The organism is Marimonas arenosa, from assembly GCF_030848945.1.
Taxonomy (GTDB): domain Bacteria; phylum Pseudomonadota; class Alphaproteobacteria; order Rhodobacterales; family Rhodobacteraceae; genus Marimonas; species Marimonas arenosa.
Genome location: NZ_JANHAX010000001.1, coordinates 366,447 through 386,806, shown reverse-complemented (window position 1 = coordinate 386,806; position 20,360 = coordinate 366,447). Strand labels below are relative to the sequence as shown.

General features: G+C 60.7%; 21 protein-coding genes and 1 tRNA gene. 14 read left to right on the top strand and 8 right to left on the bottom strand.

What is annotated here, in order from left to right; all coding sequences use genetic code 11:
* The first annotated feature begins 8 nt into the window (after positions 1-8).
* The 9 genes from NO357_RS01920 (at position 9) to NO357_RS01880 (ending at position 6,714) form a co-directional block, all read left to right on the top strand.
* On the top strand, positions 9-890 hold the full coding sequence (locus NO357_RS01920; protein ID WP_306733922.1) for an FkbM family methyltransferase: 882 nt from the start codon (positions 9-11) through the stop codon (positions 888-890).
* A 103-nt stretch (positions 891-993) separates the two neighbouring features.
* Complete coding sequence (locus NO357_RS01915) at positions 994-1,308, top strand: heavy metal-binding domain-containing protein (RefSeq protein WP_306733921.1); 315 nt, start codon at positions 994-996, stop codon at positions 1,306-1,308.
* 152 nt (positions 1,309-1,460) lie between these two features.
* Positions 1,461-1,997, top strand: coding sequence for a hypothetical protein (locus NO357_RS01910; RefSeq protein WP_306733920.1), 537 nt, complete (start codon positions 1,461-1,463; stop codon positions 1,995-1,997).
* A 78-nt stretch (positions 1,998-2,075) separates the two neighbouring features.
* Positions 2,076-2,834, top strand: a complete 759-nt coding sequence (sufC, locus tag NO357_RS01905; RefSeq protein WP_306733919.1) for a Fe-S cluster assembly ATPase SufC — start codon at positions 2,076-2,078, stop codon at positions 2,832-2,834.
* A complete protein-coding gene (sufD, locus tag NO357_RS01900; RefSeq protein ID WP_306733918.1) occupies positions 2,831-4,147 on the top strand; it encodes a Fe-S cluster assembly protein SufD in 1,317 nt (438 codons plus the stop codon). The genes sufC and sufD overlap by 4 nt, the downstream gene beginning before the upstream one ends.
* The gene (locus NO357_RS01895; protein ID WP_306733917.1) at positions 4,147-4,629 is read left to right on the top strand and encodes a YIP1 family protein; all 483 of its coding nucleotides are present in this window, start codon (positions 4,147-4,149) and stop codon (positions 4,627-4,629) included. The genes sufD and NO357_RS01895 overlap by 1 nt, the downstream gene beginning before the upstream one ends.
* Positions 4,626-5,252 carry a YIP1 family protein gene (locus tag NO357_RS01890; RefSeq protein WP_306733916.1) on the top strand — a complete coding sequence of 209 codons (627 nt, stop codon included), beginning with the start codon at positions 4,626-4,628 and terminating at the stop codon, positions 5,250-5,252. Before NO357_RS01895 ends, NO357_RS01890 begins: the two co-directional genes overlap by 4 nt.
* A complete protein-coding gene (locus tag NO357_RS01885; protein ID WP_306733915.1) occupies positions 5,245-6,465 on the top strand; it encodes a cysteine desulfurase in 1,221 nt (406 codons plus the stop codon). Before NO357_RS01890 ends, NO357_RS01885 begins: the two co-directional genes overlap by 8 nt.
* A 117-nt stretch (positions 6,466-6,582) precedes the next feature.
* Positions 6,583-6,714, top strand: a complete 132-nt coding sequence (locus NO357_RS01880; protein WP_306733914.1) for a hypothetical protein — start codon at positions 6,583-6,585, stop codon at positions 6,712-6,714.
* Between the two features lie 47 nt (positions 6,715-6,761).
* On the opposite strand, the gene NO357_RS01875 is transcribed toward NO357_RS01880, so the two are convergent.
* A complete protein-coding gene (locus tag NO357_RS01875) occupies positions 6,762-8,255 on the bottom strand; it encodes a fused MFS/spermidine synthase (protein ID WP_306733913.1) in 1,494 nt (497 codons plus the stop codon).
* Between the two features lie 93 nt (positions 8,256-8,348).
* Between NO357_RS01875 and NO357_RS01870 the strand changes: the two genes are divergently transcribed.
* Positions 8,349-8,425: transfer RNA gene (locus NO357_RS01870), tRNA-Arg, on the top strand.
* A gap of 215 nt (positions 8,426-8,640) precedes the next feature.
* Here the strand turns inward: NO357_RS01870 and NO357_RS01865 are convergent.
* The 6 genes from NO357_RS01865 to NO357_RS01840 all read right to left on the bottom strand — a co-directional run bounded on the left by NO357_RS01865 (position 8,641) and on the right by NO357_RS01840 (position 14,418).
* Positions 8,641-9,165 carry a terminase small subunit gene (locus NO357_RS01865; protein WP_306733912.1) on the bottom strand — a complete coding sequence of 175 codons (525 nt, stop codon included), beginning with the start codon at positions 9,163-9,165 and terminating at the stop codon, positions 8,641-8,643.
* A 106-nt stretch (positions 9,166-9,271) separates the two neighbouring features.
* The gene (locus NO357_RS01860) at positions 9,272-10,282 is read right to left on the bottom strand and encodes a hypothetical protein (protein WP_306733911.1); all 1,011 of its coding nucleotides are present in this window, start codon (positions 10,280-10,282) and stop codon (positions 9,272-9,274) included.
* Positions 10,283-10,794: 512 nt separating this feature from the next.
* Entirely contained in the window at positions 10,795-11,838 is a 1,044-nt protein-coding gene (locus NO357_RS01855; RefSeq protein ID WP_306733910.1) for a bifunctional DNA primase/polymerase, read from the bottom strand.
* A gap of 423 nt (positions 11,839-12,261) precedes the next feature.
* Entirely contained in the window at positions 12,262-12,447 is a 186-nt protein-coding gene (locus NO357_RS01850) for a helix-turn-helix transcriptional regulator (RefSeq protein WP_306733909.1), read from the bottom strand.
* A 330-nt stretch (positions 12,448-12,777) separates the two neighbouring features.
* A complete protein-coding gene (locus NO357_RS01845; protein ID WP_306733908.1) occupies positions 12,778-13,107 on the bottom strand; it encodes a hypothetical protein in 330 nt (109 codons plus the stop codon).
* A 42-nt stretch (positions 13,108-13,149) separates the two neighbouring features.
* On the bottom strand, positions 13,150-14,418 hold the full coding sequence (locus NO357_RS01840; protein WP_306733907.1) for a tyrosine-type recombinase/integrase: 1,269 nt from the start codon (positions 14,416-14,418) through the stop codon (positions 13,150-13,152).
* 448 nt (positions 14,419-14,866) lie between these two features.
* Between NO357_RS01840 and NO357_RS01835 the strand changes: the two genes are divergently transcribed.
* Complete coding sequence (locus tag NO357_RS01835; RefSeq protein ID WP_306733906.1) at positions 14,867-15,793, top strand: hypothetical protein; 927 nt, start codon at positions 14,867-14,869, stop codon at positions 15,791-15,793.
* Positions 15,794-15,884: 91 nt separating this feature from the next.
* Here the strand turns inward: NO357_RS01835 and NO357_RS01830 are convergent, their stop codons facing one another.
* Positions 15,885-16,154, bottom strand: coding sequence for a hypothetical protein (locus NO357_RS01830; protein ID WP_306733905.1), 270 nt, complete (start codon positions 16,152-16,154; stop codon positions 15,885-15,887).
* On the opposite strand from NO357_RS01830, the gene NO357_RS01825 reads away from it, so the two are divergent.
* The 3 genes from NO357_RS01825 to NO357_RS01815 all read left to right on the top strand — a co-directional run bounded on the left by NO357_RS01825 (position 16,144) and on the right by NO357_RS01815 (position 20,360).
* Positions 16,144-17,067: a peptidoglycan-binding domain-containing protein gene (locus NO357_RS01825; protein WP_306733904.1), complete on the top strand. Its 924-nt coding sequence runs from the start codon at positions 16,144-16,146 to the stop codon at positions 17,065-17,067. The genes NO357_RS01830 and NO357_RS01825 overlap by 11 nt on opposite strands.
* A 942-nt stretch (positions 17,068-18,009) precedes the next feature.
* On the top strand, positions 18,010-19,380 hold the full coding sequence (locus tag NO357_RS01820; RefSeq protein WP_306733903.1) for a calcium-binding protein: 1,371 nt from the start codon (positions 18,010-18,012) through the stop codon (positions 19,378-19,380).
* A gap of 269 nt (positions 19,381-19,649) precedes the next feature.
* Positions 19,650-20,360, top strand: a complete 711-nt coding sequence (locus NO357_RS01815; protein WP_306733902.1) for a hypothetical protein — start codon at positions 19,650-19,652, stop codon at positions 20,358-20,360.

The window sequence follows — 20,360 nt, the reverse complement described above, 5'->3', positions numbered from 1 at the left end:
ACGCGAGGATGGCCGGATTCGACCAGTCACGAGTGGAGCATCTGCTTGAGGCATTGCGCCCCGAGCGGCGCACACGTGTGGTCGATATCGGCGCCAACCCGCTGGATGATCCGCCCTATGGGGCGCTGTTGCGGATCGGCGGCTGCGAGCTTTGGGGGTTCGAACCGCAGAAACCGGCCTTCGACAGGCTGGTCGCAACGGCCGGCGAAACCGAACATTACGTCAATGCCGCGGTCGGGCAGGGTGGCAAGGCGACATTGTCTGTCTGCGCCACCGACGGGTTTACGTCTCTGCTGGAGCCGAATCCAGAATTTACTCCATTTACCCGTCACTTCGAGCGTGATCTTAATGTGGTTGAGCGGATCGAGATCGAGACCGAACGGCTCGACGGGATCGACATGCCGCAACCCGACCTGATCAAGATCGACATTCAGGGCGGCGAGCGCGACGTGTTCCGGCACGGCAAGCGGGTGCTCGGGGGCGCCCTGACGGTGATCACAGAAGTGGCGGCGGTGCCGGTCTACCGCGACCAGCCGCTTCTGGATGAGCAAATGGCCGAGCTGCGCAAGACCGGCTATCATCTGCACAAGTTCCTGTTTTTCAAGCAGTTAAAACTGCGCAGCCCGCTGGGTCGGACGATGCATGGGCCGGCGGCGCGCAGCCAGCTTCTGGACGGCGATGCCGTTTTCGTGCGCGACCTCATGGGATTCCGCGAAATGAAGAGCGAGGCGCTCAAGCACCTCGCCATTCTCGCTGACGCAGTATTCGCCAGCTACGATCTCGCGGCGGCGGCGGTGGATGCTTTGGCGGCCCGGGGCGAGATTGCGGCGGTGGCGGCACAACGCTATGGCGCTCTGCTGGCGCAACAGGTGGGAAAGGGGCGGATATGAAACGCCGGACGGCTCCCAAACCAAACGACCAGCGCGCCCTGGTCCGACATTATCGGAATTACGCCAATTTCGTGCTGGTGCCGAACCCTGAGGAGGACAACGCATGATCGTGACCACAACCCCCAATATCGAAGGCAATACCATCCGGGATTACCGCGGCATTGTCGTTGGCGAGGCGATCATGGGCGCCAACGTGGTGCGCGATGTCTTTGCGTCGATCACCGATATCGTCGGTGGCCGGTCAGGCGCCTATGAATCCAAGCTCGAGGACGGCCGCCAGACGGCACTGCGCGAGTTGGAAGACAAGGCCCGCGCATTGGGCGCGAATGCCGTGGTCGGGGTCGATCTCGACTATGAGGTGGTCGGCCAGTCGATGCTGATGGTTTCGGCCAGCGGCACGGCGGTGGTGGTAGACTGAGACACCGACGATGACCTGCAATCTCCCATTATCTTCAACGGGCAGTCTCCCAGTCGGGTATTATGCGTTTTTTTCCGCGCTTTCGCCGCGGGATTGCCTTTTTTCGATCCTAAGCTTTTCAAGGGGACAATATTCGGGAACGGGTGATACCGATGGCTTGGACGACGCAGGGCAAAGCGGAATTCGCTGCACGCGTCGCGCGCATCGAGACGCGGGGCGGCGGCGTGGCCGAGGTGTTCAACGCCGATCGGCGGCATGCCCGGCTGCAGGTGCACAATCCGCGCCGTGGCCCGGGGATCGCAGCCTGGTTTCTGAAGCTGCCGCTGGCGCTGACCGTGGGAGCGCTGTCCTTCGTTCTGGCACAGTACCTGACCTTTCGAATCGGCGAGATCCCGGAAGAGTTTTCAGACCCCGACTACATCCTGGCGGCGCAATCGGTGGTCGCGCTGCTGATGGTGCTGTTCGCAAAGCTGTTCTTCAATCTCAACGCCAAGACGCACCTCTTGCTCTGCCTGGCCGGGCTGGCCGCAGGCATAAGCATGTCACACAACCTCGTGCACATCGCGCCCGAACCCTGGGCGCAGGTCTTCTCGACCGGCTGGGTCGAGGAAGTGCGGGCGCAGACACGGCCCGGCACGCTGTATTTCCGCGGAACCTCGATTCCGCTCAGCCAGCTTTCGCTGGGATAACACCCGAAACAGAACAACCTGCCGCGAGGCCGCCGCAAGGCGGCCGCGTCGGCGCGTGCATATGAAAGGAAACGCGACATGTTGGAAATCAAGGGTTTGAAAGTCAAACTGGAAGACGAGGACAAGCAGATCCTCAAGGGTGTCGACCTGACGGTCGAGCCGGGCAAGGTGCACGCGATCATGGGTCCCAACGGCTCGGGCAAGTCGACCTTGTCCTATGTGCTTTCTGGCCGGGACGGCTATGAGGTGACCGCCGGCAGCGCGACGCTGGATGGCGAGGATCTGCTGGAGATGGAACCCGAAGAACGGGCGGCAATCGGCCTGTTCCTGGCCTTCCAGTATCCGGTGGAAATCCCCGGTGTCGGCAACATGACCTTCCTGCGCACCGCGGTGAACGCGCAGCGCAAGGCCCGCGGACAGGAAGAGATGAGCGCCACCGATTTCCTCAAGGTGATCCGCGAAAAGGCCAAGACGCTTAAGATCGACGCCGACATGCTCAAGCGTCCGGTCAACGTGGGCTTTTCGGGCGGCGAGAAGAAGCGCAACGAGATCTTGCAGATGGCGATGCTGGAGCCGAAGATGTGCATTCTCGACGAGACCGACTCGGGGCTCGACGTGGACGCGATGAAACTGGTGGCCGAGGGCGTGAACGCGCTGCGTTCGGCGGATCGGGGCTTTCTGGTGATCACCCACTATCAGCGACTTCTGGATCACATCAAACCCGACGTCGTGCACATCATGGCCGATGGCCGGATCGTCAAGACCGGCGGGCCGGAACTGGCGCTGGAAGTTGAGAACAACGGCTATGCCGACATTCTAGCCGAGGTGGCGGCATGAGTGCCCCGGCCCAGTCGAGACGCGCACAGCTGAAAGAGGCCAAGCTGTCGGCGACGGCCGAACGGCTGGAAGGGGTGGCGCTGCCGGCGGGCGGCGCCTGGATCACAGCGGCGCGCGAGGACGCGCTGGCCCGGCTGCGCCAGATGGGCCTGCCGGGACGGCGGGACGAGTACTGGAAATACACCCGTCCAGACACGCTGACCCAGGCCGAGGCGCCCAAGGCCGGGGTGTTCGATCCAGAGGAAACGCCGGTGTTCGATGGCATCGACCGGGTGAAGATCGTCTTTGTCGACGGGGTGTTTTCGGCCGACGAGTCCGATCCGCTGGAACTGGCAGGGGTTGAGGTCGAGCGGCTGGCCGAGGCCGGCGCGGCTGATATCCACTGGGGCAAGGAGCTTTACGGCGTGCTGGAAGCGCGCGGCCAGAACCCGGTGGAACGCCCCCTGGCGACGCTCAATACCGCGCTGGCCAGCGATGGCGTGCTGATCCGGGTGACGGGCCGGGCCGAGAAACCGGTGAGCCTGATCTATCGGCATGGTTCCGATAGCTCGGATGCGGTGCTGCACCACGTGATCAAGCTGGAGCCGGGCGCCGACCTGACACTGCTGGAGAACGGCCCGGCGGCGGCGCGGTTCAACAAGGTGCTTGAGGTCGACGTCGCTGATGGTGCGGGCTTCCATCATGTCCGGGCCCAGGGCCGCGATCACGAGCGCCGGGCGGCGACCCATATCTTCGCGCGGCTGGGTAAGGAGAGCACCTTCAAGAGCTTCACGTTGACGGTCAACGGCGTGCTGACGCGCAATGAATGCGTTGTCGAATTCACCGGCGACGAGGCGGTGGCCCATGTTGCCGGCGCCTGCCTGGGCGACGGTGCGTTCCATCACGACGATACGGTCTTCGTCACCCACGACGCCGAAGCCTGCGAAAGCCGGCAGGTGTTCAAGAAGGTGCTGCGCAACGGTGCGACCGGCGTGTTCCAGGGCAAGATCCTGGTTCAGCCGGGCGCGCAGAAGACCGACGGCTATCAGAAGTCGCAATCGCTGCTTCTGGACGAGGACAGCCAGTTCCTGGCCAAGCCGGAGCTTGAGATCTATGCCGATGACGTTGCCTGTTCGCACGGCTCTACCTCGGGCGCGATCGACGAGGAAGCGCTGTTCTATCTGCGCTCGCGCGGGGTGCCGACGAATGACGCGACCGACCTGCTGACGCTGGCCTTCCTGGCGGAGGCGGTGGACGAGATCGAGGATCCGCGGCTGGCCGAGGAGATCGTCGGCCGGCTGGAGGGCTGGCTGAAGCGGCATCGCCGCGGCTGATGTCGGTGGTCACCGATATCGTGGCCACCTATCGCGGGCCGCGCCGGGTGATTCGCCGAATCATCGCGGCCGGTCCGCGCGAGGACCGGGCGCTCGCCATCCTGATGGCGGGCTGCGCCGTGGTGTTCGTGGCGCAATGGCCGCGTTTGGCGCGCGAGTCGCATCTGACAGGCGGCGATCTGACCATGAAATTGGGCGGCACGCTGATGGCGTGGCTGCTGATCATGCCGCTGGTGTTCTATACCCTGGCGCTGCTCAGCCACTGGCTACTGCGGGCGACCGGCGGGACGGGGGAGCCTTTTGCAGCGCGGATGGCGCTGTTCTGGGCGCTCCTGGCCTCGGGGCCGCTGATCCTGCTTTGGGGGTTGATGGCCGGGTTCGCGGGATCGGGGCCGGGCCTGACAGTGGTCGGGGTGCTGTGGTGTTTCACCTTTCTGTGGTTCTGGATGTCAGGGCTGGCCGAAGCCCGGAGGTCAACATGACGGTCGACTGGCAAGCTCTTGTTAAATTGACGATTTTCGATCCGAAACAGGCGGCGGAGAAGATCATGGCGCTGCGCCGCAACCTGTCTCATGCGATGCTGTGGAGCATGGTCGTTCTGGTGGCGGCCCTGATGGCGCTGTCCATCTGGCTGTCGTGGCAGGTCTTCCCGCCGATGCCATCGCCGGATCCTGAGGTTCTGGCCTTCCAGCAACGGATGGCGCGCTTCGTGGCGCGGCCGGCGCTTTTGGCCGTCCTTTTCGCCGGCTCGATCGTGCTGGCGATCAACATCCTGCACTGGGCCGGGCGGCTTCTGGGCGGAGAGGGCGAGTTGCACGACATGGCGGCGGTGTTCCTTTGGCTTCAGGTGCTGCAGACCTCCGCGATGGTGCTGATTCTGTTGCTGGCGCTGGTCTCGGCGCCTTTGGCGGGGCTCATTGAATTCGCCATCAGTCTTCTTGGCCTGTGGATCCTGGTTGCCTTCGTCGACCGGGTTCATGGCTTCGGCAATCCGCTCAAGGCGGTGGGCACGCTGCTGTTAGGGCCAGCGATGCTGTTCGCAATCATGGTTGTTGTCCTGGTCCTGTTGGGCGCGGGCGCAGAAGGAGGAATGGGAAATGTATGACGTTGAGAAGATCCGCGCTGATTTTCCCATCCTTTCGCGAGAAGTGAATGGCAAGCCTTTGGTTTATCTCGATAATGGCGCTTCGGCCCAAAAGCCGAAATGCGTCATCGAAGCGGTGACACGGGCCTACTCCCAAGAATATTCCAACGTGCACCGTGGGCTGCACTACCTTTCCAACCTGGCCACCGAGAAATACGAGGCGGTGCGCGGGATCGTGGCGAAGTTCCTGGGCGCGGCGGACGAGAACGAAATCGTTTTCACCTCCGGCACCACCGAAGGGATCAACCTGGTATCCTATGCCTGGGCCGCGCCGCGGATGCAGGCCGGCGACGAGATCGTTCTCAGCGTGATGGAGCATCACGCCAATATCGTGCCCTGGCATTTCCTGCGCGAGCGGCTTGGCGTGGTGCTGAAATGGGTCGACTGTGACGCGACCGGAGCGCTTGACCCGCAGGCCGTGATCGACGCTGTGGGACCGAAGACAAAGCTGGTAGCGATCACCCATGTTTCCAACGTGTTGGGCACCGTTGTTGACGTAAAGACGATCTGCCATGCGGCGCGTGCAAAGGGCGTGCCGGTGCTGGTCGACGGCAGCCAGGGAGCGGTGCATATGCCGGTCGATGTCGAGGACTTGGGCTGCGATTTCTATCCCATCACCGGACACAAGCTTTACGGGCCGTCGGGCTCGGGTGCGATCTACATCCGCAAGGAGCGGATGGACGAGATGCGGCCCTTTCTCGGTGGCGGCGACATGATCAAGGAAGTCAGCCGCGACGAGGTGATCTACAACGATCCGCCAATGAAGTTCGAGGCCGGTACGCCGGGAATCGTGCAGCAGATCGGGATGGGCGTGGCCCTGGAGTACCTGATGGATCTGGGGATGGACAAGATTGCCGCGCATGAGGCGGAACTTGCGGCCTATGCCGGCGAGCGGCTCAAGGGGCTGAACTGGCTGGGGCTGCAGGGCACGGCGCCGGGCAAGGCGGCGATCTTTTCGTTCACCATGGAAGGGGCCGCGCATGCCCATGACCTCTCGACCATCCTCGACAAGAAGGGCGTGGCCGTGCGCGCCGGGCACCATTGTGCCGGGCCGCTGATGGAACAGTTCGGCGTGACCGCGACCTGCAGGGCGAGCTTCGGACTCTACAACACGCGCGAGGAGGTCGACACGCTGATCGAGGCGCTGGAGCTGGCGCACCAGCTTTTCGGCTGACGACCGCGTTAAATCGGCACCAGCGGGCAGGAAATTGCCCAGCGTTGCATTTGAACAATCGACTCGCGTCGCAACCGACGTTAAGCTTGTTGCATCTGCAAAATACGGAGCTCAATCATGAAATTTTTCAAAGCTGCCCTCTTCCTCGTCGGCGTATCGATCCTCGCGTCCTGCGGTCAGCAGGATGAGCCCGTGGTGATGGTGGAGCCGGAACCGGTCTACGACAAGTACGGTAACCAAGTGAACTGATCCGGCAACAGCCGGGAACAGTCTTACCTCACAGGACGGCCGGACGACTAGTCCGGCCGTCCTATTAACCTGTCGATTGGCGCGAAGTCATCGGTCAGGGTTATTCCGGCTTTTTCTGAAAGATCGGCGATCCAACCTGGGTCCATCGCCCCGAAAGTGGTGCGGTCCGGCGCTGGGACGGTAACGCGCGAGGCCGGGCTACGTTCCGCCCCGGCGGCGATGACGAACACCACGCGTCCGCCGGGTTCGGGCGCGGTGGTGTTGGTCCAGACCTCGACCGATGGAAAGACCGCGCGCGCCGTGCGCACGACCGAGGCCAGCGCGTACAGGCGGCCTTCGTAGTCAATCACGTTCATCAGGAAGGTGCCGTCCGGGGTCAGGCGCGATTGCGCCAGTTGGAAAAACTCGCGTGTGACCAGGTGGGCGGGAACGGCGACATCGGTGAAGGCGTCGCCGACGATCACGTCATAGCGGTCGGGCCGCTCGCGCAGGGCACGGCGCGCGTCCATGTGCAGGATCGTGGCGGTGGTCGGATCAAACCAGAAATCGCGCACCGCCATCGCCGTGACCGCCGGGTCGATTTCGGCCACGACTCGGGCGCCGGTGCCGCGCAGGTGAAAGGCGCGGGGAATCGAATAGGAGCCGCCGCCGATGAAGAAACTGGTGAAGTCCGGGCGCGGAGCGCGCAGCCGGGCCAGCGCATCAAGCATGGCGGCGTGTTCGGTGAACTGCACCAGCGGCGCATCGCGGGCCGAGATGCCGTGGGCGAGGTGGTCGATTACCATTAGCCGGGCGGGCTGATCGGGATTGGCCGAGACATCGACAGAGCGCAGGCAGAAATAGCGACTTTCCACCGTGCAAGGCGCCGGGGCAGCGAGAGCGGCTCCCGCCAGACCGAGGGCGACGAGCGCAGCCAGAAGCGGCGGCGCCAGCGGCGTGCCGGCGAGGCGGAAACTGACCAGTGCCGCCAGCAGGTAGGTCACTGTCACGCAGGCCAGGGTCAGGGCCGAGCCGAGCCAGGAGATGAACAGGAAACCAGCCAGCAGCGTTCCTGCGATAGCGCCGATGGCGCCGGCAGCGAAGATCGCACCGAGCGCCTGACCGGGCCTGGTCTGGGTGTCGACCGCAACCTTGGCCAGCACCGGCGCGGGGATGCCGGCAAAGGTCGAGGGCAGGAAAAACACCAGCGTTGCCAGCGCCGCAATGCCCCAGATCGGGTGACCGATCGCGGCCAGTACGGGACCCGCGAGCGCCTGCAGGGCGGCGAGCGCCAGCGCGGTGGTCAGGGCCGCAGCGATCAAGGCCCAGCCGGTGGCCGCGAGCGCCGAGACGGCGCGACGTTCGGCCAACCGCCCGCCGATCCAGTGGCCCAGCGAAAACCCCGCCAGGACCACGGCGATGACCGAGGTCCAAGTATAAAGTGACATCCCGACATAAGGTGCCAGCGTCCGACCGGCCACGATTTCGACCACCAGAGACGCCGCCGAGACGGCGCCCTGCAGAAGGATCAGCAGCCAGAGCGGGGCATGGACATCGCGCATGGCGCCATCTTCCGACGGTGGCCGGCGAAGTCCAGCGAAAAGCGAATTGATGATTGCGGGACGTCGGCGAGGCAGCTATAGAGCGCGGGAGCCGGACCCATAGCTCAGCTGGATAGAGCGCTGCCCTCCGAAGGCAGAGGCCAGAGGTTCGAATCCTCTTGGGTCCGCCATATACTTATTCTAATGTGCTGAAAATCCATCAGAATTTCCTGTTTTTTGATCTGGTGCCCCCCAGTTGGTCCCCCACATGGACCTGGATCGCTCCGGAACGTGCTGGATGCTAACAGACTGGTTTTCTATTTCCTGAAGACCTTTTCGAACGCGAACTTTGATTGGCCTCCCCCCCTCCATACCGAGAAAAGCCGGAAAACCCCCTGTTTTCTCTCTAATCCTTGGGGTGCCCTTCCATCGGATTCACGGGTTTCAGGGACTTCAGCCGCTTCTTCAGCTTTTCCTCGAGTTCAGCAATCGTTGGTTCACGTGCGTCTTTGACCTCGGTCTTGTCGATAAACAATCCAACGGTTTTGCCGAGAAGTTCGGCTGCCCGAAGCCGCGCCGACTCAGATTTGGCGGTTCGCATCATTTCTTCCAGATGGGCAGTTACCCTGTAGGCCCGTATACGGGACTGAAGGTGTTCTTCTTCTTCCCGGACGGCAACCAGTTCGGCGATGCGCATGGCAACCTTGTCGTTTCGGCTCAAACGATGGGCCTCTCGCCACACCGACGGCTGTGACATACCCGACGTGTCGTAGCTCTCGCGGTACGCGGCACTGAAGTTCATACCCTCGGAGACTCGGAGCGCGAAGCGTTCCTGCTTTTCCGTCAGGCCCGACCAGACCGGGGCAGATGCCTTGCAGGCGGTAGTAGTTCCCGTCGCTTCGTTCCACTCGGTCATGGTGGCATCATACATCAGATTTCTGATGCGCTATAACTTCTTTGCCTTGTGGGCTCATATTCGGCGACCTCACCGTATCTACGTCTTCACGGAACGCCGCTTTACGGTTGACGCTGAAGCGCTATCTGAGCCTCGCTTGGGCTTTTTTTCGAGCTTCTGTTTTGACGTCAAAAGTGCATGAATGCCACTCATCTTTTCGCGTCTCTAGGCTGGCAAGTTGCTCGTTATCCGTGCGCGTGAATTTACGGGAAACCAGGTTGCCGTTGTCATCCAGGAAAAAGCCAAAGTCCCTGAGAAATTCGAGGTCGGTTAGGCGCGAGTACTCTTCATCTGTAAATGGCGTGCATTTGCTGTTTAAAAACTCTAGAAATATCGAATCCTTTCCGGGTAAATCCCGACCCAGCCATAACCCGTCAATGCTGCCAGAACCCGTCGAAAACACCCTGTCGATAACCGCTTGCGGTATACGCATTTCACGAAGGTATTCCTCTAATATAGAAGTCCCGCCGGTTAGTCGACGCTCAAGGTCGAAATAGTCGAGATCGTTGGAACGAATAGAAATGTGGTGAAGACCGATCATCCCTCTTCTGTCAACTCCGGCAAGAGCAATCAACGCGCATGCAGAGGCGCATATCGTGTTTTCGTCGACAAATGCTCCTTTGACTTCACTGTAATTGCTGAACTTACTGGCCGATGCCTCTGCCGAATTGGTATAGGGCCCGCCAAACCTATGTGCTTCAAAATACATAACCCAATAGCATTCATCGACGACACAGCGGGCCCGTATCTGAGCGTCTGTAAGTCCGCTGACATCAAATGGGAAATAAAGCACGGGATGCGGGGCCCACGTTTCGATCAGACCTTTGCGAACAATGCGTCCAATACTAATCGCCTCATCGACCAGTCCCCCGGGCGACATCAGTAACAGCTTGTTGACGAGCTGGTCATGCCGAACGATGCCGGAAACGAAATCCCTGAACTTCTTTGCGTCGCCCTCTTGGATGGCTCCATAGAGCAAGACATCGCAATAAGAGGCCAAGCACTCCTTGCGAAAGTCGGCCGCGTGCAGTGACCCTGCGGGGATTGAGAGCCAAAAGAAAAAACCGGCAATGATTCGCAGTGACGCCAGCATCCCTTCCGCTCCATCGTCTTCTTAGATCTATTTTTCCATATGCGGCGAGCATGCAAAAAAAAAATACATTCGACAAGCGGCCGCCGAAGTGGCGCAGGTTCGTGATGCCGCATCTGGTAGCAAAGATGGATTGCCCAGAACAGCATCTGAACGCGCCAAATACTGTGCAGTGCAAGCCTGAGGCGCGCCGGGAATAGGGGGGTGCCCCGGGCGTACGGTCCCGGTCTGTCGGATTACCGAAGGTACCCCGTCTGCGTATCTGCCTACGGCTACCCAAACGGCGCACCGGAAGGCCGTCTGAGCGCCTGAAAGCGCCGGCCCAGCCGCGCAACGATCTACGCAGGGGTTCACCACCTCAGCGGCGCGGGAGGCTCCCGGCCGGCGGTTTTTTCGAGTGCCAGGGTCGAGACTGGATACTTTACCAATAGGGACAAGCCGCCCTGAAGCCGTAAAGACGGAATCCCGTCAACATATGTAAGTTAATAGACCCTTTCCCCCCTTCCCAGCAGGGTTTATTCGGGCAAATCATTTGGAGAAGGCAGCGGTCTTAGGAGCCTGTATTGCCGCATCCGTTTTCCGCCAACGTGGTTCTCAGCTTTTTCGAGAAGGCCAACCTCAACAAGCTTGTCCCGTGCCCGATGGAATCTGTCTCGGCTGAGGTCAGTAAGCCCGGCTTCCTTCATGGCCGCGTGGTTTATGGCGAATTTTTTTCCGGGGGTGTGGCCATGAGCACTGATGAGCCTGACATACAGGTGTTCCGCGTCGGCGTTGCCTTGCAGGAGGTCGAGCGCAATACGGGACACCCGGAACTCGCTGTTTCGTCCCGTGTAAATTCTGTTGCCGCAGCGGTTTTGCCACCACCAGTCAGCCAACTTCTCGATTTCTTGATCTGATTTCGATTCAGGCACGGCACATCGGGTGTCTCGCTCATGCTTGAGCCGCTGAATGAGTTCATCACTTGATCCAACCTCGGTAACGAGGTTTCTGCCCACAGAAAGCAGATGGTAGTGGCGATGCCCAACTGGCACACGGTTCGGAATGGTCAACTGTTGTGGCTCGACACTCGGGCTGCTCGGGAAAACATCAGCATCGTCGAGTTGGATAAAAGGCAGGGCGGCCCACTCTAACTGGACTCCGACCGGCATGTATGTCGCCCCATCAGGGCGTCGAGATTGCGCGCCGACCACGTACTGATTTCGCCCGAACTTCACATCCACGGGCAATCCCTCTTTCTTGAGGTTGATAGCGCCTGTGCCGTCGTACCGATAAAGCAGGTGCATTCCGCCACTGGGTGTCCGGGTCTTGACGGGTGTCTCGCCGAAGTGCTGTTCCAGTTGCCGCACGATGGCAGGATCGGTCGAGTCGATGTCGAGAACCAGCAGTCCGCCTAACCGGATGCCGTAGCCTGTTGCTTTACCGGTTCGGACCTTTTCCAAGACCATGTCTACGGGCAGGCGATTGCGATTCCCGAACTTGACCACGGGGTTCTTGCCGTCAACACCGCCGAGAGGAATGAGCGAAAACCCGTGTTCGTACAGGCGCGAAATCTCGGCCAAGATTTCGTCGCGGGGAACTGGTTCAGCTGACGCAGCCCTCATGATTTCACCGGAAACTTTTCGGGCAGCTCTGACAGCCGTTGCAAAGCCAACGGGTCGCAGGGCCCACACAACCGCCGGCAGGCTCGGATGAGGCTGTCTCGGGTCAGGTGGTAGCTGAGGCCGGTCCATCGCGGCCGGCCGGCCCTCTCACCGTCCCGTTTTTGCAAAACCCACTGGATTCCATCTTTGCAGACGATCACCCGGTGGCGGGGGCACAGCTGCACAACAACTTTCGCATAATCATCCGAGGTCTCTCGGGTCTGGCTTTTTTCCGGGGGCGCTGTTACTTTTTTTAGGTCGTTAAGTTCATCCCTGATACGACATCCCCGGCCCGGTTCCTGTTTGTGCAGGTTCCGGGTCGCTTCGTTCGGGCCGCCCATCTCAAGCCACCCGGATTTCGCGGCTTTCCAGCCACGCCGTGACATCGCTCTCGCGCCACGCCACGAGGCGGGCGCCAAGCCTCACCGGCTGGGGGAACTCCCCTCGTTTCATCCAAACGTAAAGCGTCGAGCGGGACAACCCGGTGCGGGCTTCTACCTCGGGACGCCGTAGCAGAGTGTCGGCCATGTGATTTCCTTTGTAATCTGGCCACAGCGGGATTTCCGTGGCGCCTGGTGGAAATCATCAACGGCGACTTACACAGGTTCATGGGACAAAATTCATGGGGCGACTGCTACGGTGGTTACGAACATCTCCGGATCGCTTTTTCGATAGATCGGTCGTCGGGCACATGCCGCCCAATCCCCCGAAAGGCATCGTGAATGATCTCGCACGCAGAGATGCGTTCTCCGGAGCCTGTCTTCTCGTCGTTCCGCCCAAGCGGAAGGTCAAATTCCTTCTGCAGCGTTACCGCCATAACCTTGAAAATCAGGTCTCGCACGCCGTGTTCTGCACCAGTCATTCCTCTTTTTTCGGTCGAGGCAGTCGACCACTTGCGATATCCTCGAGCGGCTCGGGAATAGACGCGCTTCGAGACCGGTTTTGCTCGACGATGCGGCTGGCTAGACTGTGCGCAGCCTTGTCAGTTTGTGCCTGTTCGCGCAGTGCGTGGGCGGCAACAAACGGAACGGTGTAAACGCCGTTTTCTTCCGATATCCCCAACGCTTCCTGCATGTGTTCTCGTTTGTACCAGCTTGCGGGACCGAGCAGATCATCCAATTGTGGAGCAAGGTTTTGCACGTATCCATTTGCCCAATCTCTGGCAGCCGTGACGTTATCTGATTGCATGGAATACACTCCCGGACCAAATACCGACCTTTTTTGCCGATTTCATGCTTCGGCTCCTGAAAAAAGCGCCACAACGCCCTCGGATTCCTCGCCACGCAAGAACGCCGCCCACGCCACCATCATGTCGCGCCGCCGCTCCAGCATATCGGCACGCTGATAGGCGCGCTCCACCTCGGAGCCGATCCAGTGCGCCAGCGCAATTTCTGCCATGTCGCGAGGATAGCCACGCTCCGCCGCCCATTGCCGGAATGTCGAGCGGAGCCCGTGCGGCACCACTGGGCGCTTGCTGCGTGGGTCCAGATAGCCCGGATCGCCCGACTTGACCTGCGCCTCGTGCATGCGCCGCATGACGGCGGAAACGCTCATGTCCGACAGCATGCCGCCGCGCGGAGCAAAAAACACGTATGGAGACCCGGCCATGCGCGGCAGCCCCTCCAGCAGCGCCGTCGCTTGCGGTGACAGGGGCACGCGGTGCTCTCGGCTGTTCTTCATGCGGGGGGCGGGAACCGTCCAGAGACCCGCCTCAAGGTCGACTTCACCCCAGGTCATGCCGCGGACCTCGCCGGAGCGAGCAGCCGTCAGCATGAGGAACGCCAGCGCCTGAGCTCCCATGCCGTCACGGGCGGACAGGTCGACCCACCAGCGGGGAACATCGCTCAGCGCCAGCGCAGGCTGATTGACGGCCTTCGCTACTTTGGTTGGCTTCGGCAGGATCTCAGAAAGGTTGCCTTTCCACCGGGCCGGATTGTCACCCGCGCGGTGGCCCGCCACCGTCGCCCATGACAGCACGTTTTCAATTCGCCCGCGGAGCCGCTTCGCCGTCTCGGTCTTGGTCAGCCAGATCGGCTCCAACACGCGCAGCACGTCCTGCACAGTGATTTCCGAGACCTTCTTTGGACCCAGCACGGGTAGGGCGTAGGTCTCCAGCGTAGAGCGCCACTGTTTGCGGTGCTTTTCATTCTGAAACTCCGACAGCTTGGCGGACAGATACATCTCCACCGCTTGCTCAAAGCGCAGTTCGGCGGCAGCCTCGCGCTTATCTTGAAGCGGATCGCCCCCCAGCATCGCTATGCCCCGGTTCTCCAAGGAAATCTGGCGCGCCTTGGCCAACGGCACGGCGGGGGGGCTGCCCAGACCAAGTTCACATCGCTTGCCGCGGATAGTGATGCGCTGCACCCACTGCTTGCCGCCGTTGGGCCGGACGCGGAGAAACAGCCCGTGGCCATCGAAGTATTTGCCCGGCGCGCTCACGGTTTCGACGAAGCGTGTGGTCAGCGCCTTCTCAGGCTTTCGCGCACCTCTTGCTTCCATATTCAATCCCCCAGTATATCCCCCACATAGACGTGGATTGTATGGGAATATGGTGGATCATGCCGGACAGTTCCAGACCAAAATATTCTAAATAATAGGGCATTATCGGATCTTGCAGGATGCTGTCAGATCAAGGCATGGCGGCTCTTGGGTCCGCCACTAACTTCTTTGCGGTGCTGGAAAACGACGGGGTTGCTGTTTTCTGGAAGGCCTTGCCTCTCAAGATGCGATCCTCTTGGAGAAGACGGGGACTGTTTCGGAGACTTCCGACCTTTAGGCTCTAAACGCCTGCAATCCCCCTGACGCGCATGCCTGCATCCTGTTCGGAAAGGATCACTCGCTTAGCGATCTACTGACTGGAAGAAACCGTCAAACAGACCGCTGCGATCCAATTCGGACCTCGGCGACAGCCCGAGCAGCCGTCGCAACGGGCGGTATTGCGTGCGCCATGCGCGACGGTCAGCTTACCGAGAAGTTTTGCCATATTCTGGCCTTTGTCATGGCTGAGAAATGGGGAAAATCTTTACCTTTCCCGGAGGAAGAAGGCATGAAGCACCGTTCGAGAAGGTTTCTCAAGGCATCCGCCATCGTCCTGACTGTTGTCGGATTTGGCGTCGCGTCCACCGTTTCAATGATTGCGACCGAGGTTTCCGCCAAAGGGAATGGTGGCGGCAACGGCGGCGGTAGTGGTGGCGGCAACGGCGGCGGCAATGGCGGCGGCAACGGCGGCGGGAACGGCGTGGGTCACGGCGCGGGCAATGGCAGCGGGCATGGTGTCGGAAACGCCAGAGGGCACGCGAAAGGGTCGGCCAGCCAATCCGCCAAAGGAAGCCGATCTGCAAAGGGAAAGGCCGCAAAAGGCAAGAGCGCGCAGGCCAGGGGCAAGAGCGCTGCGAACCCAGGGAAAGGCGCCATCTCTTCTGAATTGAAAGGCCTCAACGCAGTTCATGCCAGCGCGACCGCATTTGCGAATGCGTCACCCAACAGCATGGTTGGTCAAATCGCCTCGTATAGTGAAGCCCTCGATGATCTGGCTGAAGCCCAGAATGCACAAGCCGAAGCCGAAAACTCTGTGGCAGAGGCGCAAGATGCCGTCGACGAGGCGCAGGATGCTGTTACCGCAGCTCAGGAGGCCGTCGACAACGCGCCGGACGCTGACGCACTGGCAGAGTCTGAGGATGCGCTGGCTGAGGCAGAGGCCGATCTGGCAGACGCCGAAGCCGATCTGGCCGATGCGCAGGACGCTGCGGAAGATGCCGAAGATGCAGTCGCCGAGGCAGAGGACTCGGTTGACGAAACCGGTACGGCCATCGGTCTCGACACCCTGTCGGACGAGGCGCTGGCCGCATTCCATGGCGAATTGGCGAGCAAATAAGGTTCGATGTCGGACGTTCGCTGTTTCGGCGCCAGGTCCCAGGGACCCGAGGCATCCCGGGCTCCGGTAACGGGCTTTCGCTTGTCTCTGGTTATCCATTTGTTCGCGCGGATAGCCGTTTCGCAGCCAATTGGCGCAACAGGCCGACGATGAAACCTTTTACCTTGGCCGGGAAACCCAGGCGCCCCAGAAAACGCCGGCCGGCGTTATGATGCGCAACTAACAGCCGATCCGGCGTTCTCATGACCGGTAAGCTGCCATTCCCCGCACGAACAGGTAAGATCAGGGCGAAGTGGTTGAACCGGGTGCGGATCTGCAAGGCCGCGAGGGTGATCTCAGGAAGGATAGGCGTGATTTTCAACCGGACATCATATGTTTTTGGCGCCCTCGTGTTTCTGTTCGGGGCTGCGACCTTTGGAATTTTGGTCAGCCCGGTGGCGTCGGAGATCGCGGCGACAAACACCAAAAATGCCGGAACGTCATCCGAAGGCGCTGTCGACGTTGCGAAGAAACGATCCGGAAATGAAATACCGTCGGAAGAAGGAGATAAGCCCGAGGAGGCTGATGCCGGTCGGTCCCAGCAATATGTTCAATCGCTGAAGATGGCTTTGGGCGGTTGCTTCGGGGGATCGCCGGAAATCTCTCCGGACACGCGTGTCTCCGTCGGCTTTGGTCTCGACGGGGAGGGACGGCTGACCGGCATTCCGGAGTATAAGGGCAAGTCGGCAGTGACAGCGGATATGAGGCGGCTTTTCCTGCGAGGCGCCAGTGCACTGGACGAATGCGAGCCTTTCCCTCCGGAAAGGAAGACTTCCCGTTTCGAGGTGGTTTTGTCGAACACCGGCATTCTGTCTCTCAACCGTATGTCGGAGGCGCCCGACATTCGCGATCCTGCGCTTCGCAAAGCCGCAACCGCAGTCAACAAACCGGCAACCAGTCAGACCGAACAAGAGCTTTCGCTGACCCGCGCTCAACGCTCGGAAATACAGCAGAGACTGCTTGTTCTAGGGTTCGATCCGAAAGGCGTGGATGGCGTGTTCGGACAGAATTCCAGGAATTCGATTTCCGCGTGGCAGGACGACAAGGGTTTCCCAGTCACCGGTTTCCTAAGCGCGGTTCAATTGTTGGCCCTGAACGCCCAAAGCGAGGCAGACTATGCCGAATACGTCGCAAGAAATCCCCCGAAAAAGAAAAAGCGACGTCGCATTGAGGTCTGCCAGCGGATCGGAATATTGGGCATCAAACGCTGTCACTACGAATACCGCTGGTACTGAGTTTCGTCTCTATTACCTTTCTCGGTGCCCGACGCATTACCGGACGCTCTGCCAGATGAGTGCGGAGCCCAAGTGACGCAGGTGTGGCACCGCATAAGGCGACAACCGCCGAGAGGAAAAGCTGAACCGTTGCGTGCGCGAAGTTGGAAAAGCCCGTTGACCGGTAACGGCGGAAATCCAGCGCCCTGAAAACAGGCCGATCAGCTGTCACTAATCCGTCCGATGACCTGCGGTTCCCATCGGGGTCACCCGGCTCGAGATGTTTCGGGGCTCTTGCGACCCGGCGCTGCTTGGGGACATGGTTCCATGCGTTCACGTTCCCAGGGAAAACGTGGTTTCTCAGGGCTCTTCGGATTGAACGGTTTGGCGAGTTAACCGTTCCCACGTTCTTTCCTTCGAACACGACGGTCGGCGTGACAGCCTCGACACGGAACCGGAATGGACGCTTTCTGTGCCCGGCGTAACAATTTTCCGCGCAAAACAATTCGTAGATGCAGCCGCGCAACAAGCGTCTTTCGGGAGAAGAGCGACTTTCCGAACGTGACTTGGACAGCGAATCCCAAAATGGGAGCAAACTTGATCGAGACCCGTGAAGCGACACGTAGCAGGCGGTATTGAAGAAGGAGCCGGCGCGGCAATTGCACAATGGCAGCAACGTTCTGATCGGCATGCGAGATGCAAACTCGATTCCGCGACCGGGTGTTGCTCCCTGTGATCTCGACGCGTCCGACGTCGCCTGCTGAGCCAAGTATGGTCGGCGTTTACAGGAAAATCGAACTTTTCACATTGTGAAAAAGCGACATTTCGGCCGTGAATCGGAAACCGCAAGCCCGTTTCGTAAATATCCACAAGCGTGGAATCGGAATTTTTCGCTAACCAAAGTTGCGCCGCCAAGGCATAAGCACACGTGTGTGGGGGCACGACTAGCTATGGGCAAGAACGATGACCACATACATTCAGGACGGGATTCAATATTCGATCAGTGATGGATCAGTTTCCAGCGTCTCAACGTCAACACTTTGGCTGACAGTTGCTCCGGGCGTCGGCTCTTTTAGCTACAGCTACACCTCTCCGCAGGTTCCCGGCACGCCCACGCCTTTCGAGTTCGACGCGGTCGGCACGGATTTCTATGGAATCGCGCTTGACGGTGTATTCGTCACCGATCCGGCGCGGGAGAGTTTGTTTCAGCAGGTCACCTGGGGCGGCGGCAACGTTTCATACGTTATGACCTTCGAACTCGCGGCCAATCCCGGCGTTGTCTATCTGTTCTATGTCGGCGGCGCACCTATCTCTTTGACGACACCGGCGGCAGTTGAAGACTTTCTGCAAAACAGCACGTTCGAGGACGTACCGGCCGGCACCCAGTATTCGCAGGGTGCTCCGATCGACCTTTCAGCGATTCCCGGGATCGATCTCACCGAACATGACCTCATCGTGGGCTCCGGACTTGGCGACACGCTTGTTGGCGGCGTCGGAAACGACAGAATCCTGGGGGAGGGCGGCGCCGACTCGATTTCGGCCGGCTCCGGGTTTGACGCGGTATTCGGCGGGACCGGCAGCGACAGTATCTCGGGTTTCAGGGGCAACGACCGGCTGTTTGGCGAAGCGGGCGCAGACTTGTTGAACGGCGGCATGGGGTCAGATCGGTTATACGGTGGGGGCGGGTTCGACACTGTTACCGGTGGCAACGGAAACGACCTGGCCAGTGGCGGACGTGGATACGACCGGGTCAATGGAAATGGCGGAAACGACACGCTGAACGGCAACGCCGGAAACGATACGCTTAACGGGGGCGACGACGATGACGTTGCAGATGGCGGCATCGGAGAGGACCTCGTGATTGGCGGCACCGGCCGCGACATGCTTCGGGGCGGCGCTCAGGACGATGTCGTGCGGGGAAATGGCGGTTGGGACACGGTAAATGGCAACGACGGTAACGACTCGGTCTATGGCGGCAACGGCAATGATCTCGTCCGCGGCGGTGGAGGGCACGATGTCGTCGAAGGCGGCAACGGCGCCGACCGGCTTTTTGGCGACACTGGAAACGACACGCTCACTGGCGGCGGTAATTCGGACACCTTCGTTTTCGCGGATGGGCACGGCGCGGATGCGGTGACTGATTTTGACGCTCTCGACAGCGGCGAGCAGATCGACCTGTCCAATGTCACGGCGATTACCGGCTTTACCGATCTTTCGAACAACCACATGACCCAGGTCGGCGCGGACGTGGTAATCGACACCGGCGGCGGCAATTCGATCACGTTGCTTGGCGTGAGCCTTTCCGATCTCGACGTGAGCGACTTCATATTCTGAAGACGCCGGACTCCGGGGCCGAAACAGAAGTTACCCGGAAACCGGGATTGTCTGCATTGCTTGGCTCAGGAGAGCTTGGCTGCTGACACAGCGAACGACCGCCTCCCGTTTCTTGGTTTCAGTTGCCGACCGCCAGACCATCGTCCGATGAGCCGAACCGCAAACTATGTTAAAACATAAATAGTGGCGTGCTGCGGAGATCGCGGCGCGCCGCGGCGGAAGGGGGAACAAGAATGTCTGGCGGCGCAAGGCCATGGGGGAGTCTGCGGGTGGCGATTTTAGCCGCCGCACTATTGTTTCCCTGGCATATCAACATCGACCTGCCGGGCGGAGCCGAGTTTACCCTGTCAGCATCCTCCGCGATGGCCAAGAATGGTGGAGACGACGGAGGCGGCGGCGGCGAAGGCGGCGACGACGGTGGGGACGACGGGGGAGATGACGGGGGAGATGACGGGGGCAACTCAGGCTCAGGCGGTGGCAATTCGGGCCCGGGCGGCGGCGGCGACCGAGGCGATGACGGGAACGATGTTGACGACGATGGTCCCGGGATCGCCTCGGGTGGGGTTGCGGCGAAAGGTGGCGACGTCCGTAACGGCGTCAGTGCCGAGAAGCTGGCAAACGGCGCGCGCGTTACTTTTTCAGACGGCAGCCGGCAGGAGATCGTAAACGGTGTATTCCAGCGAGTCGACCGCGATGGGCGGGTTCGGGAACGCCGCAAGGCCCGCGGCTCGGACGTGGCGCGGATACGCAGCTTATTCGGCAGTCAATCGGCGGTTAACACCGCGCCGCAGGCAGAACATGTCACGCGGGTGGTGATGGTAACGTATCGCGGGCGCGACGTTGACGTGCTGTTCTCGAACGGGTGGCGCGAGCGGATCGTCGGCAGTCGCTATACCATGACCGACCAGTATGGCCGCAAGGTGGTGGCGCGCAAAGCCACGCGGGATGACCGCCAGCGGCTGGGCCGTTATCGTAAGTAA